General features: G+C 71.2%; 16 protein-coding genes and 1 CRISPR repeat array (1 of these 17 running past the window's edge). Of the genes, 12 read left to right on the forward strand and 4 right to left on the reverse strand.

Annotation, left to right across the window (positions count from 1 at the left end; genetic code table 11):
• Positions 1–1,063: direct repeats of the CRISPR family, unit length 29 nt; unit sequence GAAGTCCCCACGCGAGTGGGGGTGAGCCG; it begins 1,714 nt to the left of the window's first position.
• A 615-nt stretch (positions 1,064–1,678) separates the two neighbouring features.
• On the forward strand, positions 1,679–2,377 hold the full coding sequence (locus tag ACFZBU_RS38350) for a hypothetical protein (RefSeq protein ID WP_391588389.1): 699 nt from the start codon (positions 1,679–1,681) through the stop codon (positions 2,375–2,377).
• Positions 2,374–3,840 carry a MinD/ParA family protein gene (locus tag ACFZBU_RS38355; RefSeq protein WP_391588390.1) on the forward strand — a complete coding sequence of 489 codons (1,467 nt, stop codon included), beginning with the start codon at positions 2,374–2,376 and terminating at the stop codon, positions 3,838–3,840. The genes ACFZBU_RS38350 and ACFZBU_RS38355 overlap by 4 nt, the downstream gene beginning before the upstream one ends.
• 180 nt (positions 3,841–4,020) lie before the next feature.
• On the opposite strand, the gene ACFZBU_RS38360 is transcribed toward ACFZBU_RS38355, so the two are convergent.
• Positions 4,021–4,434: a hypothetical protein gene (locus ACFZBU_RS38360; protein WP_391588391.1), complete on the reverse strand. Its 414-nt coding sequence runs from the start codon at positions 4,432–4,434 to the stop codon at positions 4,021–4,023.
• On the opposite strand from ACFZBU_RS38360, the gene ACFZBU_RS38365 reads away from it, so the two are divergent.
• The 10 genes from ACFZBU_RS38365 (at position 4,427) to cas2e (ending at position 16,173) form a co-directional block, all read left to right on the forward strand.
• Positions 4,427–4,837, forward strand: a complete 411-nt coding sequence (locus ACFZBU_RS38365) for a hypothetical protein (RefSeq protein ID WP_391588392.1) — start codon at positions 4,427–4,429, stop codon at positions 4,835–4,837. The two genes, ACFZBU_RS38360 and ACFZBU_RS38365, sit on opposite strands and share 8 nt — an antisense overlap.
• Positions 4,838–4,842: 5 nt before the next feature.
• Complete coding sequence (locus tag ACFZBU_RS38370; protein WP_391588393.1) at positions 4,843–5,769, forward strand: type II secretion system F family protein; 927 nt, start codon at positions 4,843–4,845, stop codon at positions 5,767–5,769.
• A gap of 815 nt (positions 5,770–6,584) precedes the next feature.
• On the forward strand, positions 6,585–9,464 hold the full coding sequence (gene cas3, locus ACFZBU_RS38375; RefSeq protein ID WP_391588394.1) for a CRISPR-associated helicase Cas3': 2,880 nt from the start codon (positions 6,585–6,587) through the stop codon (positions 9,462–9,464).
• Positions 9,465–9,718: 254 nt separating this feature from the next.
• Positions 9,719–11,218, forward strand: a complete 1,500-nt coding sequence (gene casA / locus ACFZBU_RS38380; RefSeq protein WP_391588462.1) for a type I-E CRISPR-associated protein Cse1/CasA — start codon at positions 9,719–9,721, stop codon at positions 11,216–11,218.
• Positions 11,219–11,325: 107 nt separating this feature from the next.
• The gene (gene casB, locus ACFZBU_RS38385) at positions 11,326–12,087 is read left to right on the forward strand and encodes a type I-E CRISPR-associated protein Cse2/CasB (RefSeq protein ID WP_391588395.1); all 762 of its coding nucleotides are present in this window, start codon (positions 11,326–11,328) and stop codon (positions 12,085–12,087) included.
• 85 nt (positions 12,088–12,172) lie between these two features.
• A complete protein-coding gene (gene cas7e, locus ACFZBU_RS38390) occupies positions 12,173–13,378 on the forward strand; it encodes a type I-E CRISPR-associated protein Cas7/Cse4/CasC (protein WP_391588396.1) in 1,206 nt (401 codons plus the stop codon).
• A complete protein-coding gene (cas5e, locus tag ACFZBU_RS38395; protein ID WP_391588397.1) occupies positions 13,375–14,208 on the forward strand; it encodes a type I-E CRISPR-associated protein Cas5/CasD in 834 nt (277 codons plus the stop codon). The genes cas7e and cas5e overlap by 4 nt, the downstream gene beginning before the upstream one ends.
• A complete protein-coding gene (gene cas6e / locus ACFZBU_RS38400) occupies positions 14,205–14,849 on the forward strand; it encodes a type I-E CRISPR-associated protein Cas6/Cse3/CasE (protein ID WP_391588398.1) in 645 nt (214 codons plus the stop codon). The genes cas5e and cas6e overlap by 4 nt, the downstream gene beginning before the upstream one ends.
• A 62-nt stretch (positions 14,850–14,911) precedes the next feature.
• Positions 14,912–15,844, forward strand: coding sequence for a type I-E CRISPR-associated endonuclease Cas1e (cas1e, locus tag ACFZBU_RS38405; protein WP_391588463.1), 933 nt, complete (start codon positions 14,912–14,914; stop codon positions 15,842–15,844).
• Positions 15,841–16,173, forward strand: coding sequence for a type I-E CRISPR-associated endoribonuclease Cas2e (cas2e, locus tag ACFZBU_RS38410; RefSeq protein WP_391588399.1), 333 nt, complete (start codon positions 15,841–15,843; stop codon positions 16,171–16,173). Before cas1e ends, cas2e begins: the two co-directional genes overlap by 4 nt.
• An 857-nt stretch (positions 16,174–17,030) precedes the next feature.
• On the opposite strand, the gene ACFZBU_RS38415 is transcribed toward cas2e, so the two are convergent.
• The 3 genes from ACFZBU_RS38415 to ACFZBU_RS38425 form a co-directional block, all read right to left on the reverse strand.
• Positions 17,031–17,543: a hypothetical protein gene (locus ACFZBU_RS38415; protein ID WP_391588400.1), complete on the reverse strand. Its 513-nt coding sequence runs from the start codon at positions 17,541–17,543 to the stop codon at positions 17,031–17,033.
• A gap of 751 nt (positions 17,544–18,294) precedes the next feature.
• Positions 18,295–18,423 (reverse strand): hypothetical protein, encoded by a 129-nt coding sequence (locus ACFZBU_RS38420; RefSeq protein ID WP_391588401.1) that lies wholly within the window; start codon positions 18,421–18,423, stop codon positions 18,295–18,297.
• The gene (locus ACFZBU_RS38425; protein ID WP_391588402.1) at positions 18,420–18,692 is read right to left on the reverse strand and encodes a hypothetical protein; all 273 of its coding nucleotides are present in this window, start codon (positions 18,690–18,692) and stop codon (positions 18,420–18,422) included. The genes ACFZBU_RS38420 and ACFZBU_RS38425 overlap by 4 nt, the downstream gene beginning before the upstream one ends.
• Between the last annotated feature and the right edge of the window lie 18 nt (positions 18,693–18,710).

Genomic DNA, 18,710 nt, shown 5'->3' on the forward strand with positions numbered 1-18,710 from the left:
TCCCCACGCGAGTGGGGGTGAGCCGGTGCCGCACCCGCACGAGATGATCGAGACGCCGAAGTCCCCACGCGAGTGGGGGTGAGCCGTCACGGGCGGGATCGTGCAGATCCCGCTCAAGGAAGTCCCCACGCGAGTGGGGGTGAGCCGCTCGACGAGTCGCCCGTCATCACCACCGGCGTGAAGTCCCCACGCGAGTGGGGGTGAGCCGACCCTGCTTGGTGAGGCCGGCGAGATGGTCCCTGAAGTCCCCACGCGAGTGGGGGTGAGCCGCTGATAACACCGTAATTGACGGTCTGGAACATGAAGTCCCCACGCGAGTGGGGGTGAGCCGTTCGCCACCGCGCGGTCTTCGTCAGCCACCCCGAAGTCCCCACGCGAGTGGGGGTGAGCCGTTCGCCACCGCGCGGTCTTCGTCAGCCACCCCGAAGTCCCCACGCGAGTGGGGGTGAGCCGCAGGCGGGTGAGCCGTGACTTGACGATTGAACGAAGTCCCCACGCGAGTGGGGGTGAGCCGCGCCGCATCGCCCAGGCCGACCAGGCCACGGGGAAGTCCCCACGCGAGTGGGGGTGAGCCGGCGGGCGGTGCCGGCCACCACGATGCCGGTCTGAAGTCCTCACGCGAGTGGGGGTGAGCCGGCTGCCGGCTACCCGGTCGATGCCGAACTGTGGAAGTCCCCACGCGAGTGGGGGTGAGCCGTTCAACAAACTCAGCCGCAACCTGGGCGGGTTGAAGTCCCCACGCGAGTGGGGGTGAGCCAGGAGGCGATGGACTTCATCCCGCCTCAACGCTGAAGTCCCCACGCGAGGGGGGTGAGCCGCCGATCCATGCGCCCCCGAGGAGCATGCCGCCGAAGTCCCCACGCGAGTGGGGGTGAGCCCCCAAAGCGGCCCGACCTGTAGACGAAACGAGCGAAGTCCCTACGCGAGTGGGGGTGAGCCGAGCATCGAGATCGGGAAACGCTCCACCCCGTTGAAGTCCCCACGCGAGTGGGGGTGAGCCCACCGCGATGCCGGAGCCGAAGTCGATCAGCGAGGAAGTCCTCACGCGAGTGGGGTGAGTCGACGGAGTCCCCACACGGGTGGGTGGACCGCGCTGGGAGGGGAGGCCTCGTGGTGTCGGTCGAGCCTCCCGCGTGGGCGCCGGGGGTCGTGGTGCTTCGGGTGGGTCGGGGTGTGGTCGTCGTGTGTCGGATTTGCTTCCGTGGGTTGATTTCGGCATTCGGTGTGGTATCGGGGCATTGTTTCGTGTCGGTTGGCTCGCGCATATCGGACTGTTTCTTCGAGGGCGTCTCGGGGGGGGTGTGACTTTGGTTCTCCGTCGATAATTTGCCCGGATCCATGATCGTTGTTCCGGGTGGGTCCGGGTGGGTGTTCCGCGGTGTGCGGCAGGACGGGCGCGGGTGGGGCTCGCCGCCTGTGTGGTGTGCCCTTGGGGGCCGTTCGTGTCCGGTGGGAGTGCGGGGGTTTCGGGGGTTCATGGGGGTGAGGGACCTTTGAGGGCTTTTTCCTCGTCCCTGTCACAACCCGTGCCGCACGGGCACCTACCGAGTGTGCGGATTGCGCCACAGAACAATCGCGTCCGCATGGCTGAAACAGTATGTTGGCTTGTCCGACGGGGGAATTCTTTATGCCCATTCGGTCGCCGATGTTGTGTATCGGGATATAGGGGGAGTCTGCGTTGAAATCCGCGACGGCGCGTCGGGCTCGGGATGCGGAGGACCAGGCCGCGCCGGGGGTTTCGCTGGTGACGCCGCCCAAAGGGCTGGGGCAGCGGCGGCGGCCCGGGGTGATGGCGCCGGCGGTGGCGCTGGTCGCGGTCGGCGGAGTCGGCGGGGCGGCGTTGTTCACCGCGAAGGACAAGCGGGTCGAGGTGCTGGCCGTGGCGCGGACCGTGCCCTACCGCGCGGCGGTCGCCGACGCCGACGTGCGGACCGTGATGGTGTCGGTCGGTGGTGGGGTGCAGACGGTCTCGGCCAAGGACAAGCGGGCGGTGGTGGGCAAGCGCGCCGCGGTGGAGTTGCGGCCGGACACGCTGATCGCGCGCGGACAGGTCACCGACGCCCTGGTGTTGCAGCCGGACGAGATCCTGGTGGGGATGGCCCTGACGCCGGGGCGGTTGCCGACCACGCTGCTGCAGCCGGGGCGCAAGGTCTTGATCGTGTCGACGCCGGGCAAGGTGTCGGACGCGGCCAAGGGGCAGACGCTGGTGCCGCCCGCGACCGTCGCCGCCACGGTGTTCGCCGTCGGTACGCCCGACCAGTCCGGGCGCGTGGTGGTCGACGTCGCCGGTGCCCAAGGGCGACGCCGCGACGGTCGCCGCGCGCGCCTCGACCGAGCTCGTCGCGCTGGTGGTCCTGCAGTCGGGGCCAGGCCATGACGGTGGTGGCCGTGGTCGGGGGAGTGGGCGCGCCCGGTGCCACCACCACCGCGCTGGGTCTGACCCTGGCGTGGCCGCTGCGCGAGGGCCTGCGGGTGGTGCTGGTGGAGGCCGATCCGGACGGCGGTGCGGTCCTGGCCGGCGCGCTGCGCGGGCGCGTGTCGGCGCAGTACGGCCTGCACCAGCTCGGACTGGCCCACCGCCAGGGCAAGTTGGACGAGTTCTTCTTCCAGCAGCTGATCGACCTCACCGGCGGCGAACGCAACCGGCTGCTCCTGCCGGGCCTCGCCGACTTCGCCCAGGCGGCCTCGCTCGCGCACACCTGGGAGCCGCTGGCGCGTTTGCTCGCCTGGCTGGAGGGCCCGGATATCCCGCACGACGTGGTGGTGGACCTGGGCCGCTCGGGCACGTTGGGCTCCTCCGCCGTCCTGGCCCGCAAGGCCGACGTGGTTCTGGTGGTCGCGCGCGGGACGCTGCGTTCGGCCACCGCCGCCCGGGTTCGCGTCGAGGCGCTGCGCCGGGACCTGGACGCGAACGGCACCGGCACGGACGCGATGGGACTGGCCGTCGTGGAGGGCCCGGACTACCCGGCGGGCGAGGTCGCGAAGCTGTTGGGTCTGTCGTTGTTGATGCCGCTGCCGTGCGACACGCGTACCGCGGAGGCGTTGTCCGACGGTCGCGGCGAGGTGGACAAACGGGCCATGCGTTCGCGGCTGATGCGCCAGATCGCCTCGGGGCGGACGAGATCCTGTCGCAAGCCCGGGCCCGCAAGGTGCGTCTGTGGCTGCCCGGCGGCAGGTCCGAACCGGGCTTCGGCTCGGGATCGGGGGAGCAGTCCCGTGTTGGGTAACGCCTCGCCCCTGCATCACCGTCCCAATCCCGACGACACGCCGCAGCCGCCCGCGCCCGCCGCACCGTCGGCGCCGGCGCCGGCCAAGGCCCCGTCCCGTCGCCGGCCCCGATCACCGCCGCCGCGTGGACGACCGCGCTTCTCACCGGACCCGTCTCGACTCCTCGTGCCGGCCCCGCGAGCGCCGCCGGGAGTGGCACCGCGAGCGGCGACGCCGGTGCGGCGGCCATCGGCCCGCCCTCGGCGCCAACGCCCCTCAATTGGTGGACCTGGCCGCCGTCCGCGTCCTGCGCGAACGCGCCGCCGAACGCCTCCACGAACAGGACCGCGCCCGGCCGGGTCTGCCCGAGGCGGACCGCGAACAACGCGGACGCGCGCTGATCGCGCAGGCCGTCGCCGAATGGGCGGACGTGACCGCGCGCGAACGGGACACCGCCACCACCCCCGTCGAGGACCGCGCCTACACCCGCGCCGTCTTCGACTGGATCTTCCGCGCCGGGCCGCTGGAGCCCTACCTCAACGACGACGCGGTCGAGAACATCCTGATCAACGGCTACGACACGGTGTGGGTGGACTACGCCGACCGTCCCCGCCGCAGGGTCGCGCCGCCTGACCGCCTCGGACGACGAACTGCGCGAGCTGCTGCGCAATCTCGCCCGTCGCAGCGGCGCGGGCGAGCGCACGCTGTCCACGTCCTCGCCGTTCCTGGCGCTGCGCCTGCCCGACGGTTCGCGGCTGCAGGCGGTCATCGAGGTCACCCAGCACACCTGCGTGACCATCCGCCGGCACCGGGTCAAGGACCGTCACCCTCGACGATCTGGTCGCGTGGGGCACCCTCGAACCCGTCCTGGCGCGGTTCCTGGGCGCGTTGATTCGCGCCAAGAAGAACGTGATCATCTGCGGCACCCAGGGTGTCGGCAAGACCTCCCTCCTGCGCGCGCCGGCCCGTGAGATCCCCGCGAGCGAGCGGGTGGGCACCTTGGAGAGCGAGTATGAGCTGTTCCTGCACGAACTCGGCCATCTCGAACAGGTGATCGCGTTCGAGGCCCGCGAGGGCAACGGCGAACGCGGCAACGACGGCCGTTCCGCCGGCGAGATCACCATCGGCGACATGATTCCCGCCTGCCCTGCGGATGACGCTCTCCCGGATGATCGTCGGCGAGGTCCACTCCAGCGAGATCGTTCCGATGTTGCGGGTGATGACCAACGGCGAGGGCGGCTCGATGTGCACCCTCCACGTCCGCGAACCGCACATGATCTTCGACCGGATCGCCGAACTCTGCCTGGAGTACGGCCAACACATGAGCGACCGCCTCGCCTACCGGCTGGCCGCGAACGCCGTCGACTACCTCGTGTTCGTCCGCATGATCGACGAGAGCGGGATCGGCGGACGCCGGCACCGCTTCGTCTCGCACGTCCTGCAGATGGCCGGCATGGGGGAGAACGGCCGCCCGGCCACCAACACGGTGTTCGGTCCGCGCGGCGAGGACCCTCGGGCGGTACCGCTCACCGCGCCCACCGACGCGGCGGCCCTGCGCCGGGCGGGCTTCGACCCGCTGTGGCTCAATGCCGCCCCGCAATGGGCGCCGATGCACCTCGTGGGGGGTTGACCGACATGGACGCACAGGCCCTGTGGGCGGGGGTGTGCACGGCGGTGGTCACCGCCGGACTGGTCCTGCTGTGGTGGGGGTGGCGCGGCACCGAGGGCGAACGCCCGCCGCGGCCCGGTCGTGCCCGCCGGGTACGGGCGCCGCTGTCGCCCGCGGCCGTTCGCGCCCGCAACGTGCGCCGCGTTGCCGCGGGTGTGGCCGGCATCGCGGCGTGGCTGCTCACCGGCTGGCTGGTCGCGGTCGCCCTGGTGCCCGTCGCGGTACTGGGCCGGCCCTGGTTGATGGCCCCCACCCGTGCCGACTACACCGGCATCGACCGGCTCGACGCCCTCGCCGAGTGGACCAGGCGCCTGGCCGACCTCGTCGAGCTCGGCGCCGGTCTGGAGAACGCCATCCTCACCTCGCGCGGCACCTGTCCGGCTCCGATCGAGTCGGAGGTCGGCGACCTCGTCTCGCGCCTGCAGGCCCAATGGCGGCCCGCCGACGCCCTGTATCGCTTCGCCGACGCCTTTCAGGACGCCACCGCCGACAAGATCGCCGCCGCGCTGATCCTGCGTGCCGACGACCGCGGTCCCGGACTGGCCCTGGCGCTGCGGGACTTCGCCACGACCGTGCGCGAGGAGGTACGCCAGCGTCGCTCGATCGAGGCCGACCGCGCGAGCGCCCGTGCCACGGTCCGCTGGATCACCTACCTCACCGTCGCGATGGGTGGCCTGATGGCGTTCAACCGCGACTACGCGGAGCCGTACGCCAGTGCCGTCGGTCAGACCTCCCTGGTCGTGCTGATGGCGTGCTTCACCGGCGTCCTGTTGTGGATGCGGTCGGTGACCGCGTACAAGCCCGCGCCGCGGATCCTGGTCCACGACGACCGCAGCGTCGTCACCGTCGTCCCCCCGGCCGACACGGTCGCCGTGCCGGAGGTCGTCCGATGATCTCCACCTGGTCTCTGATTCCGGGTGCCCTGGTCGGCGCGGGCATCGCCCTCGCTCGTCGCGTTCGACGTAGCCAGGGCAACAGCGATCTTGTCCCACGGGCGTCCTGCTCCAGCGCGCCCGGCCGCATCCGCCGACGCGTCGCGTCTGGTGGCGCGCAGACGGGCAGCCCACACACCGGGAGGACTTGCGGGCCTGGTGGTGTTCGACCCGATGGATGCCGACGGGCGATCTGCGTTCCCCATGCATGAACGAACCTCGGCACAGAGATGTAGTCGCCTCGTACGAGTCGTGTGCTGCGCGATCGTTCCACCGTGGCCTGTGTGTACGGTGGTTCGTCACTGCTGGATCAAGCGCACGAGGCCATAGCGGCCGAATGTTCGAAGAGGCTCGCCATGAGCGGGCGAGGCGAGCACATCCCGGGCTCCCACCGAGGCTCCGGGACCCCTGCGGTCCCGACTTCCGCTCCGGGTGTCGGATCGGACCTCACTCAGTCGGCCGTGGTATCGCCCAGTGACGAGGTTCCCCCATGGTGTGGTTCAGCCCCGGATGGCATCGATCGACTGCATCTTCGAACATGGTTATGACATACGGACGTTGAACCAGCGCCGACTGCCGTTCCCCTACGGCCTTTCGGGACCGAACGCGTCCTTCGGGGCGATCGCGCCACGTATCATCCACGTGCCGAGTCGGTGGCTGTAGGACCCCCGACCTTCCCGGGTCGCCGCTCGTGGACAGATAGCTGGACGCCTTTGACTCTGCGGTTCAGGCGTTGGCGGGGGCGGTGGGGGAGATGGGCCTTCGACTACGGGAATGTGGGGCTTGTGCTTGTGGAGAATTGCGCCCTCGATCACCGCATCTGGGGCAAGGAAAAAGGGCTCGCGTCGCCCGGGAACCCGCACGCGTACTACCCGCTCGTCTGTCATCTCGTCGACACCGCGGCCATCGCGCAGGCGCTGTTCGACGCGTTGTTCACGGACGAGACGCGGCTGCGTCTGGCGGCGGAGGTCGGGGTGTCGCCAGCGGAACTGCGGTGCCTGGTGGGCTTTTGGGCCGGGCTGCACGACATCGGCAAGATCAGTCCGCCGTTCCAGGGCAAGGTGGGCCGGCTGTCGGACGCCCTCGATCGGGATCCCGCCTACCGAGGCGGGGCCAACGCCCGACGGGACGACCTGCACCACAGTCAGGCGAGCCACTGGATCCTCGTCGAGGTGCTGGCCGCGCTCGGCTATCCGCAGACCGACCGGCCCCGTACCGACGTCGGCCACCAGATTGCGCAACTTCTTGGTGGGCACCACGGCACGTTCTGGGACGCGCTGAACAGGGCTGCACGGCAGGCGCCGCGTTCCGAGCGGGCCGGACTGGGCGACGGGGCGTGGGCGAGCCAGAGCCACGCGCATGCCCGGGTGCTGCGGACGCTGACCGGTGCGCACGCGGTGCCGCCGGGGCGGTTGCCGGTGGTGCCTACGGTCGTCCTGGCGGCCCTGGTGATGGTCGCGGACTGGCTGGCGAGTCAAGACGACTTCATCCGCGAGCGCATTCCCTACCTCGGCTGGACGGCTACCGATGACGAGGTGGACGCGCACTGGGAATGCGCCGTCGCCGACGCCCCCGGTCTGGTGGTCCGCGCGGGGTTGGGGCGGGCCGAGTTCCACGAGATGGCGTTCGAGGAGCAGTTCGAGTTCGAGCCGGGTCGTGCCGTGACGCCGAATCCGTTGCAGCGCTCGCTGATCGACGACCTACCCGACCTGGTGACCGGGCCGGGGCTGCTGTTGGTGACGGCGCCGCCGGGGGAGGGCAAGACCGAGGCGGCGCTGTACGCGTCGCGGATCCTGGCGCGCGCCTCGGGGGCGCGCGGCATGGTGTTCGCGCTGCCGACCATGGCGACCACCGACGCGATGCACACGCGCGTGGCCGCGTACGCCGACCGGACGCTGCTCGGGCCGACCCCGCTGACCAAGGTGCACAGCACCGCGTGGCTGAGCACCCCCGACCCGGGCGAGACCGACGTCGCCCTGACGAGCGGCTCCGCGCACGAGCCCACCCAGTGGCTGCTCGGCGCGCGACGGGGGCTGCTCGCGCCGTTGTCCGTGGTCACCATCGACCAACTCCTCACCGGGGTACTGCCGGTGAAGTACAACGTGATGCGGTTGTTCGGCGCCTCGGACAAGGTCGTCGTGATCGACGAGGCGCACGCCTACGGGGCGTGGATGAACGAGCTCCTGCTGCGTCTGGTCGAGTGGCTGGGCGCGTTCCGGACACCGGTGATCCTGTTGTCCGCCACGCTCGCCGGGCCCGCCGCGCGGGCGATGGTCGAGGCGTATCGACTCGGCTGCGGGCACAAGCCGTCCAAGGCCGAGGAGTGGTCGCCCGTTTATCCCGGGTGGACGTACGTGGACGCCGGGACGGGTACCGTTGCCGAGCCGCGCGCGGTCGACAGCAAGCGATCACGAAAGCTCCGCTTCACGCTGGTGCCGGTACAGCGGGATCAGGCGCGCGAAGGTCATCCGCCCCATCGATTCGCCGCGATTCGCGAGCAGCTCAGGCCGATCGTGGAGCAGGGCGGCAACGTTCTCGTCTGCTGTACGACCGTCGCGGAGGCCCAAGCCACCCACGACGACCTACAGGCCTGGCTGTCCGCCCTGCCCGCCGATCGCGAGCGGCCCGTACTGCGACTGCTGCACTCGCGCTTTCGCATGCGGGACCGGGCCCGGATCACCGCGTACGTCGAGACCGCCTTTGGAAAGTCGGGCCCGCGCCCCGACTCCGCCATCGTCGTAGCCACTCAGATCGTCGAGCAGTCCCTCGACCTCGACTTCGACCTCGTGGTCAGCGACCTGGCCCCGGCTGCGCAACTGCTCCAACGGAGCGGCCGATGCCGTCGGCACGAGAAGGGCTCGGCTGACGGCAAGGATCTGCACGCGGACCGGCGACCACCGTGGCTGAAGCAAGAACCAGCCGAGTCGACCGGGGAAGCCAAGCCGATCGTGATGGTGGTACTGGACCCAGTCAACAAGGACCACGCGTTCACGATGCCGAAGGAGTGGGGGGACAAGATCTATGAGGAAGTGCTCCTGCGCGGCACCCGGAAACGGTTCGACGAGCACCCGACTGTCAACATCCCCCAAGACGTGCAGGAAGTGATCGACGACGTCTACACGGATGCATTCAAGGCTTCCGACACAGCAATGCACAAAGCCGCAGTACGAAGCAGCGCCGGCAGGGCCGCCGAACGCGAACTCGCGAACATGGTGGCTATCAAACCCCCATACGAGCCCCGCGACGACCTGCAGCAGCGCTTCAGTCCGGGCACCGGACTCATCGACGAGGCCCTGATCACCACCCGCCTGGGCGCGGATTCGGGGCAGTTGGTGTGCGTGTACGAGCAGGACCACGGCCGCTGGAGCCTGGACGAGGCCGGCGAGGTCCCGGTCCCCGGCTGGGGCTCGGCCCGTCCGTTGACCCGCGCGCAGCAGAAGGAGATCGCCGCGTTCATGATCCCCACGCCGGGGTCGTGGCTGGCCGCCGGCGCGAATCTGGCCGAACTGCCGCGGTCGTGGCAGCGCAGCGCCGTCGCCCGGTACTGGCTGGTGCTTCCGATGCGCCGCACCGCCCGAGGAACCTGGCGGGGAGTCTTGGCGCGCGGGCCGGTTGCCTACGACGGCGAGCGCGGGCTGCGCGAGGTGGAGGAGTAGGCGCGGGGCCGGACGCGAAGACGAGCCGGCCCCGGGTGGCAACAGCCCGTGTTTCCGGGGGAATCGCGAATCGGGTCCGCGTTGTCGGTGGGCTTCTGTAGCGTGACGTGACGTCGCCTTTGGGTGTCGCAGCCGTGTTTATGGCCGAGCTGCGGCATGCCCGGGGAACGTCGACGGCGCGCCACCGTTCGCCGGGGTCGCGACCCACCACGCGCACACATCCGAGGAACTCGGAGAGGGGACCACCGTTGTCGATGGCCACCGAGGCGAGTTTCGATCTCGTCACGCGGAACTGGATTCCGGTGCGATGGGTGGCGGGGAGTACCAACACGGACACCGTGCTGGGTCTGCGCAACGTCCTGCACCACGCGCACGAGATCGAGACACTCAAGTTCGGCCCGCCGCCCGCGCTCTCCGCCCTCTACCGCGTCCTGTACGCGCTCGCCGCCCGCGTCACCGGGCTGGACGGCTCCGGCGAGGACGACTGGGACGACCTGCGCGACAAGTGGCTGGACGAGGGTCGCCTCGACAAGGACGAGGTGGACCGATACTTCGCCGAACACCCCCGCCGCTTCGACCTGTTCGGCGAACGCCCCTTCCTCCAGGACCCCCGGCTGCGCGCGCAGTGCCCGAAGCCCTCCGGCCTGAACAAACTCGTGTTCGGCAGGCCCGCCGGAAATAATCACGTGTGGTTCGGTCACCATCGCGACGCCGACCCGCGTCCGCTGGACGCCGAGGAGGCCGTCGCGCATCTACTGATGTGGATCTACTACGGACCCTCCGGCCGGTGCTCCAGCCGTACCGCGGGTGCCATCACGGCTGCGGACGTATCCGCAGGCCCGCTGCGTGGCGCGCTGTCCTATCACCCCGAGGGCGCGACGCTCTTTCACACCCTCATGGCGGGTCTGATCCCCCCGGCCCGCTTCCTGGAGGTCGAGACCGACCAGTGCCCCTGGGAGAAGGAGCACCTGACCGACCCCGAAATGCCCCCGCCGGCCACACCGGGCCCCTGTTCGCGCTGGACCGACGTCGGCCAACACGCCCTCCTCCTCGTACCCGACGCGACCGGCACCCGGGTCGTCGACGCATATGCCACCTGGGCGTTCCGCGACAAGCGCCCCCGGACCGACCCGTACCTGATCTGGCAGATCAGTCAGGCGGGCAACCCGTACGCGCGCCCCGCCGACTCCGGTCGCGCGCTGTGGCGGGACATCGACGCGCTCCTGCTGAAGGATCCGCTCGGGTCGAACCAGGCTCGCCGACCGGCGGTGTTCGACACCGTGTACGAGGCCGACGACACCGAGGCGTTGCGCGTGCGCGCGCTCGGGTTCGAGCAGGATGGCAAGACCAAGGACGTGCAGTACGTGTCCGGAACCACCCCGGCGATCCTCGACCTGCTCAAACCGGGCGAGCGCCACCGCGCCCGCGAGATCGGCACGCTCCGCGTGGCCGGCGAGGCGTACGGCTTCCGCGTCACCCTCGCCGTCAAACGAGCCTGGGCCACCATCCTCAACGAGAAGATCGGCCCCTGCGCGTGGGCCGAGGAGGCCGCAGCCCTGTACTGGCCCGAGGCCGAACGCGAGTTCTGGTCCCGGATGCACGAAAGAAGCTACGAGGGCGCCTGGCGGTCCTTCCGGGTCCACGCCGAAACCGTGTACGACCGGGTCACCGCCCGCGCGCCGCGCACCGCCGCGGCCGCCCGCGCGATCGAACGGGCCCGCAGCACCCTGTACGGCGGCAAACGCGCCGCATAGGGCCGCGCGGCGACCACCCCCGCGCCATCCCCCGCAGGCCGCGCACACCGGCCTTCGAACACCACTCGCATGTCCGAAAGGACCACATCCGTGAACCACGGTGCGCCATGAGCAGCCCTGCCACTCCCACCGCCCCAACGACCGCCCGCAAGCCCGAAGGCGCCCCGTGGGCAAAGAAGTTCGTCGACCGCATCCACCGCGCCTGCGAGTTCCCCGGGCAACGCGCCGCGCTGCGCAGCGGCCTGCGGCGCGAGGTGGACGACAGTCCGCGCATGCACGCGATCGTCGCCACGTTGGTGCCGCAGGTCGACCGCGGCAACGAATCCCGCGAACGCGCCTGGTACGCCGTCGCCGCCATGATCGCCTCGCTGCCCCGAGCCGCCCGCCGCACCCGCGCCGAGGAGCCGGACGACGCGGAGACCGCAGAGGACACCGGCGGCGCACAGCCCCCGGAGGTCGGCGACGGCGCGACTGCGGCGCCACAGCTCCGCCGCCGCCGTCGCGACCTCGGCGTCTGCCTCGCCGAGGCGGTCGGCCGCAGGACGATCCGGGACACCACCGCCGAGACGCGCCTGGACCTCCTGTGCCGCCAGAGCGTCGACGGCCTGCATCGGCATCTGCCCGCTACCGTGCGGCAGTTGGCCGTCACCCCCGACGCGGTCGACTGGGTGACCCTGCTCCGCGACCTGCGTGCCTGGGAGGACCACCGCGAGGAGATCGCGCGCCGCTGGCTCCAGTCGTACTACCGCGTGCGCTTCACGGCCGAACGCGAACGGGCCCGCAAGGACGACGATCAGGAGAACCAGGACGCGACCGGAAGCGCGCCCGAACCCGGTCCGGCCACCGACGACGATCGGGACCCCGCCTGACCGCCCGCGCCACCCACCGACACCCCCGAGGCCGGTCTCGGCCCCGTTCCCCGTACGCCCGCCCCATCACCTCACGGAGCAAGCGATGACCCCCATCCGCGGACGTTTCATCGAAGCGCACGTCATCCAGACCATCCCGTACTCCAACCTCAACCGCGACGACACCAACTCGGTCAAGACCGTGCAGTTCGGCGGCGTCAACCGCACCCGCATCTCCAGCCAGTCGTGGAAGCGCGCCATGCGGCTGCGCCTGCAGCAGACCCTCGGCGAGGAGGCCCTGCGCACCCGCCGTCTGGGCGAGCGCGTGGCCAAGGTGCTCCGCGAGGAACACGAGTGGCCCGCCTCGCTCGCCGACCGCGCCGGCCTGCACACCGTGTTGGCGTGCAGCGTCGGCGCGGAGAAGCCCAAGGACCCCAAGGATGCCAAGAATCCCAAGGACCCGAACGAGCCGTGGGACACCAACGCCATGGTGTACGTCCCCGACACCGCCATCGGTGAACTCGCCGCCATCGCCGCCGAGTTCCGCACCGAACTCGAAGGCGCCAAGGACGGCAGCAGCATCAAGCCCAAGGACAAGGGCGTGCTGCCCGCCGACCGCATCGACGCCGTGCTGCGCTCGCGCAACGGTGTGATCAACCTCTTCGGGCGCATGCTCGCCGAGATCGACGACGCCAAGGTCGACGGCGCCGCCCAGGTCGCCCACGCGTTCACCACACACGCGACCGACACCGAGATCGACTACTTCTCCGCCGTCGACGACGTCACCGCCGGCTGGGGCGACGAGACCGGCAGCGCGCACATGGGCCACGCCGAGCACACCGCCGGCACCCTGTACCGCTACCACGTCCTGGACCTGGCCGACCTCTCGCGCAACCTCGGCGACGACTCCGTCGAGGACGCCCACCGCATCGGCCGGGCCTTCCTCGAGGCGGCCGTGATGTCGTTGCCCGCCGCCAAGAAGAACTCCACCGCGGCGCACAGCATCCCCGAACTCGTACACCTGACCGTACGCGCCGACCGCCCCGTCTCGTACGCGGGCGCGTTCGAGGAGCCCGTGGTCCGCCCGCGCGGTGGCGGCTACGCCAAGCCGTCCATCGCAGCCCTGGACGAGTACGCCGGTGCCGTCACCCGCCTCCTGGGCAGCGCGAAAGCCGAGTACAGCGCGTACGCGTCGTCGATGACCAAGGACCCGACCCACCTGGGCGCGCGCGCCGACTCCTACGAGGACCTGGTCCGGGCCGCGGTCGACGCCGCGCTCGCCCCCGCCGACGCCCCCGAGGCGAGCGCGTGAGCGTCGGGTTCCTGCTGCACCTGGCCGCGCCGCTCCAGGCGTGGGGCGAGCGCTCGCAGTTCCCGCACCAGCGCGACACCTCCGCCGAACCCACCCGTTCGGGTCTGATCGGCATGATCGCCGCCGCGCAGGGCCGCACCCGCGAGACGCCGATCGACGATCTGGCCGCGTTGCGCTTCGTCGTCCGCGTCGATCGCGCCGGCAGCCGTCTGCGCGACCTGCACACCGTGGGCGGCGGCATGCCCCGCCGACTCACCGTGGCCACAGCCGAAGGCAAACGCCGCTCCGGCGAGACCACGACGGTGCTCGGACACCGCTTCTACCTCCAGGACGCCGCCTTCACCGTCGCGATCACCGCCCCGGACGAGGATCTGGTGCACGCGTGCGCACAGGCGCTCCGGACGCCGCACTGGCCGCCATATCTCGGCCGCCGCTCGTGTCCGCCCAACGCCCCGATGGTCCTGGGCGACGTCGGCCCGGACCCGGTCGCCCGCCTGCTGGAACTGCCCCTCGCCCGCCGCCGTCCCGGACGCGCCGACGACCCGGACGCCACCGTCGCGGTGGACGTGGTCTCCGATCACGCCCTGCCGGAATTGGGCGGCACCACGACGGTCGCCTCCGAAATCCAGGACGAGCCACGCTCGTTCGACCCACTCGCCCGCCGCTACGGCGTGCGCGCGCTGCACCGCACGACGGTGAGGCTGCCCGCCGCTCGCTGCGCGGGCGTGGGCCTCGCCCATCTGTCGGCGGTGATCGCGTACCTGAACCCCGAACCCGCCGACGCTCTCGCCGATTCCGCCGCGCCGACCGCCCCCCGAGGACCGCGATGACACCCCTGTGGCTGACCCGCATCATCCCCGACCCCCGCAACCGCGACGCCCGCCGCGACACGGACGACGCCGTCGCACTGCACCACCGGGTCATGCAACTGTTCCCGGACGACCTGGACGCCAACGCCCGACACGAGGCCGGCGTCCTGTTCCGCGTCGACGACACCCCGCGCGGCAGCGTCATCCTGGTGCAGAGCGTCCTCGAACCGGACCTCTCCCGTCTCCCGCAGGGCTACGGCTCGACGGCCGGGCGCCACCTGACCCCGCTCCTGGAGAAGCTTCGCGCGGGCAACAGCGTGCACTACCGAATCACCGCCAACGCCACCCGCAAACTCGGCGCCAACACCACCGCGGGCCGCCCCCGGCAGATCCTGCCGCTGCACGGCGAGGAAGCGGTCGCCTGGTGGCACGACCGCGCCACCGCGGCGGGCCTGACCCTGCACACCGTGTACGGCTTCGAACTCGACGACGCGGCCGGCCGGCGGCGCCCCACCAAGACGCTGATCCGGCACGCCCGTACCCGCTTCGACGGCATCGCCACCGTCACCGATCCCACCCTGCTCACCGAGCGCATGGCTGCGGGCTTCGGCCGCGGCAAGTCCTACGGCTGCGGTCTGCTCACCCTGGCGCCCGCCGCGTGAGCACCACCACCCCGCGGACAAAGGCCACCGCCCGCCAACGCTGGAACAAGCCGACCGCGGTCATGCTCCCCAGGTTCGGCGATTCGCTGTCCTTCCTCTACCTCGACATCATGCGCGTGGTCCAGGACGACACCGGCGTCGACGCCGTCGTCGAGGCCCCCGGCGGCGGCGAACAACGCGTCGCCATTCCCACCGCCGCGCTCAGCTGCCTGCTCCTGGGCCCCGGCACGTCCATCACCGCCCGCGCCCTGGGCACCCTCGCCCACCACGGCACCACCGTGCTGTGCGTGGGCGTCGGCGGAGTGCGCTGCTACGCCGCGATCGCCCCCAAGGACACCACCAGCCGCTGGCTCGAACTCCAGGCCCGCGCCTGGGCCGACGACGCGAGCCGTACAGCGGTCGCCCACCGCATGTACGCGCTGCGCTTCGGCACCGCGCCCGCCGACGCCACGATCGACCAACTGCGCGGCTACGAGGGCGACCGGATGAAGGCGCTGTACAAGACCCTCGCCGAGGCGCACCACGTCCCAGCCTTCCGCCGCTCGTACGACCCGAACGACTGGGACACGCAATCCCCGGTCAACCGCGCCCTGTCCGCCGGCAACTCCTGCCTGTACGGCATCGCCCACGCCGCGATCAACGCCCTCGGCTGCTCACCCGGCCTCGGCTTCGTACACACCGGCACCACCATGTCCTTCGTCCGCGACATCGCCGACCTGTACAAGGCCGAACACACCCTCCCGCTCGCGTTCTCCCTGCACACCTCGGACGACCCCGAGGGCCAGGCACGCCGCTCGTTCCGCGAGAAGCTGCGCCTGGTCAAGTTGCTGCCACAGATCGTCGCGGACGTGCAGAACCTCCTGGATCCCGACGCGGACACTCGCGAACGCCTGGAGGACGCCGAGGACTCGGTCGCCGAGATGGCCAACCTGTGGGACCCCGAGCGTGGTTGGGTCGCGGGTGGCGTCAACTACGGCGGGACGGAGCAGCCGTGACCTCCCTCGTCGTCCTCAACACCACCGCCGTTCCCGACCACGTGCGAGGCGGTGTCAGCCGCTGGATGATCGAGACCGCCCCGGGCATGTACGTGGGCATGCTCAGCGCCCGCATCCGTGACAAGGTCTGGAAGCTGGTCAGTGAGTCGGTGGGCGAGGGAGCCGCCGTGCTCATCCACCCGGCGCAGACCGAACAGGGTTTCACCATCATCACGGCGGGCGAACGCCGCCGTGTTCCGGTCGACTTCGACGGCCTGACTCTGATGGCTTTCAACCCGCTGGAGAACCGGGGTGGGGCCGACCCGGGAGAGGCCGCCGGGGAATCCTAGTCCGTTCACGGCCTGCCGGCGCACCCGACACCGCACGAGGTTCGGCCGATCTCGCGATGTGTCGCCGCCCGCGCGCGTGCGCCGGATCGTCGTGCGTGGGCGCGACCGGACCGGTTGTCTCCGGACGTGCGGTCCGGCCTTGCCCCTGGTCAGGGGATCGCATACGTGCGGCGCTCACTCGGCGCCCGGGTGGTCGACTGTCCCCCCGCGGGGATGTGACCTCGTATTTCGCTGTGGCCGATAGATATTTGCCCTGTGGCAGCAAGGGTCGAGAAGGCCTCGGCGAGGGTTGACCGGGTGCTGCCATGAGGGATCTCGAACCCGGCGCAAGCCGAAACTCCTGCCCGTGCGCGAGGCCGCGACTCTGGTCACGCTGACGCCCCGGGACGTTCTGCACAACCTGGCTCGGGGCACGGCTTGGCACGACAGGGGAGCGGGCAAAGGCCTCGGCGAGCACTGGGGCTGCGGCAGCCAGGGCGCGGAAGGCGCCGATTCGGGGTCGCCGGGCAGCGACGAACCCGCCGGCTCGGCCAGGAAGTCCGCTACCGCCTCGACCGGCGAGGCGTGCTTGGTGGCGGTGAAGAACAGGTACGGTACGCCTGCCGCGTTGCAGAACTCCTGCCCTAGGCGGGACTTGCCGACGTGCCTCCGACCGCACAACGCGAGCGCGACCCCGGCACCCGGGTCGGCGACGCGCTCGTGACGTTTGGCCGGCAGCGCCGGCTCCGTCTGTCGATCGACGAACCCCTACCGTCTCATCGGCTCGGTTGGGCCTTGGTCGAGCGGGCCCGGGGGCACCCGGGTGTTCGACGACGAGCGGTGGAGTGGAGCGCGGCGATCGTGGTCCTGCTCTGCCGTCAGGATCCGCTGTAGAGGCGTTCCAGGTCGACGAGTTGGAGTTCGGGGTTGTCGGTGGCGGCGGTGCGCAGGTCGTCGGTGAAGCCGTCGCCGCTGAAGCAGAGCAGCCGGGTGTGGGTGGCGTCGCCGCCGGCGCGGGTGGCGAGGAGTTCGCGGATGCGTTCGAGGCGGGCCAGGTGGGCTCGGCCCATGCGTGCCTTCCATTTGGCCTCGCCGATGGCCAGGAGGGTTTCGCGGCCGTGGTCGTCGCGGCCGAAGACGGCGACGTCGACCTCGAGGCCGGTTCTGGCGGCGGGGTCGGGGATGGTGCCCGATTGCACGCGGACGCGGTGGCCGCCGAGGGTTTCGGGCGAGGCGTACCAGCGGGTCCAGGCGCGGCAGACCTGTTCGAAGTGTGGGCCGACGACCTTGCTGAGGAAGGTGGCCTGGGAACGGGCCCAGACGTCCGCGGCGTGTCCGGGGCGCTCGAGCTCGCTCCATTCCGGGCGCATGACCGCGTGGTAGAAGGACATGATGGGAGTGGGGCAGTCGCGGCACGGCGGCCGATGCGGCGGGTGCGGTTCGGGAGCGAAGTCTCGAGCGGCACATGTTCGTCCCGCCGGGCGACGGGTCAAGCGCCTCGGCCGCCGGGACGTACGGTCGCCGACGCGGAACCAACCCTCGGACGCGGACGGGGATCGGTGGCGTGAACGCCGTTCAAGGGGTCCCCACCGGATAGATGTGGACGTTCCCTCTGTGGCCACCAGCGCCCAGCGGTCGCCGATCGCGGTGATCGTGACATCGGGTGGCATCGGGGACAGCACCTGCTTGGTGCGTATTTCCAGCGCGAGAGGCGTGGTCGGGGCGCCGGCGCCCCGGTCCTTCCGCACCCCGTACACGACGGTGCCGACCACTTCGCGCGGGACGAAGGAGAGTTCGTCCCGGCCCTGCCGCCACAGTGTGCGGCCGGTCGCCGGCTCCCACGCCGCGCACCGATCGCCGCAGACGAGGGCCAGAGTGCCGGCTGCGTCGGTTCGAAATCCCGAGATCCCGTCGGGAATGCGGGGCCCGGTCGCGATCGATGCCCCGGTGACGAGGTCGTGCAGACCCAGCACCACGGCCAGGCCGCGTGGCCCCGTCCGCCACGCGATCGCGACCGCGCCCGTGCCGACCCGTCCCACCACGGAGGGACGCATGCCGTGCGCGTACGCGGCCGGGTCGGCGCCCGAAGGCCGGGTGATCCCGTCGGTGGACCATCGTCGGAAGCCGAGATGTCGTAGGCCGTCACGTTGCCCGGCGCGTCGGCCTGGGGCCGCTCTGCTCGGCGACCAGGACCGTGTCGCCGAGCAGGAAGGGCGATCCACTGTAGGCGTCGGTGGGATCGCAGCCACCGGTGGCGCACGTCAGCGTCACGCCCGTGTCGGTGCCTCCCGCCCGGCCGCCACGTGGACGGCGCGGCTTCCGCGGTCGCGGGCGGGGGTGACCAGCCACCCGTCCACGACCGCGGCATCGGGCGACGCGCCTTCGACCGGGGGCAGGTCCACCCCGCCGATCCACGCTCCCCGTTCGTCATAGGCGTCCACACGCCAGTCGCGCTTCTCTGGCGTGAGCCCCTCGGCCGGGGTGACGCGTCGGCCGCGCACGACGATCGCCGGACGTCCTCGCCAGGTCGCGGCCGTCACCGCGCCGTATACCCAGGG

The sequence above is a fragment of the Embleya sp. NPDC008237 genome, assembly GCF_042956465.1.
Lineage (GTDB): Bacteria > Actinomycetota > Actinomycetes > Streptomycetales > Streptomycetaceae > Embleya.